This is a genomic window from Myxococcus sp. AS-1-15, from assembly GCF_020037055.1.
GTDB classification, from domain to species: Bacteria; Myxococcota; Myxococcia; order Myxococcales; family Myxococcaceae; genus Myxococcus; species Myxococcus fulvus.
In genome coordinates this window covers 1-1,058 of record NZ_JAIQDF010000072.1, presented here as the reverse complement: position 1 = coordinate 1,058, position 1,058 = coordinate 1, and the positions used below count along the sequence as shown (strand labels likewise).

Below are 1,058 nucleotides of genomic sequence, written 5' to 3'. Positions count from 1 at the left end.
GAGGTCTGCGCGCACGAGCTGGTGGAGGCGCAGGCGAGGCGGACGCCGGAGGCGGTGGCGGTGGTGTGGGGAGGGGAGGCGCTGACGTACGCGGAGCTGGAGCGTCGGGCGAATCAGCTGGCGTGGCACCTGGGGGCGCTGGGAGTGGGGGCGGGGGAGCGGGTGGGGTTGTGCATGGAGCGCTCGTTGGAGCAGCTGGTGGGGCTGTTGGGGATATTGAAGGCGGGGGCGGCGTACGTGCCGCTGGACGCGAAGTACCCGGCGGAGCGGCTGGGGTACATGGTGGAGGATGCGGGAGTGGCGCGAGTGCTGACGACGAAGCGTCAGCTGGGGGCGCTGCCGGCGGGGGTGAAGAAGAGGGCGCTGTGCGTGGACGAGGAGGCGGGGGAGGTGGCGCGCAGGCCGGAGATTGCGCCGCCGAGGGCGGTGCCACCGGGTGGCACGTGCTACGTGGTGTACACGTCTGGGAGCACGGGGAAGCCGAAGGGGGTGGCGCTGTCTCACGCGGCGCTGTGCAACCTGCTGCTGTGGCAGAGGGCGCACTCGGTGAAGGCGGAGGCGAGGACGCTGCAGTTCGCGTCGCTGAGCTTCGACGTGTCATTCCAGGAGATTTTCGCGACGTGGAGCGCGGGAGGGACGCTGGTGGTGCCGCCCGCGGCGCTGAGGCAGGACGTGCCTGCGTTGCTGGACTTCATGGCGAGCCAGCGGGTGGAGAGACTCTTCGTGCCCTTCGTGGCGCTGCAGGCGCTGGCGGACGCGGTGGCGCACGGGGCGAGGGTGCCGGAGTCGCTGCGAGAGGTGGTGACGGCGGGAGAGCAGCTGCAGGTGACGCCGGCGGTGGTGGCCCTCTTCGAGAAGCTGCCGGGGTGCGTGCTGGAGAACCAGTACGGCCCGTCGGAGACGCACGTGGTGAGTGCGTACCGGCTGAAGGGGCCGGCGGGGAGCTGGCCGAGGCTGCCGCCGATTGGAGTGCCGCTGCCGGACACGAAGCTGCTGGTGCTGGATGAGAAGGGGAGGCTGTGTCCGGTGGGGGTGGCCGGAGAGCTGCACATTGGAGG

General features: G+C 71.2%; 1 protein-coding gene. It reads left to right on the top strand.

Going from position 1 to position 1,058, the window contains the following annotated elements:
- Window positions 1-1,058, top strand: a 1,058-nt coding sequence (locus tag K8625_RS43570) for an AMP-binding protein (protein WP_223786114.1), incomplete at both ends; no start/stop codon positions are given.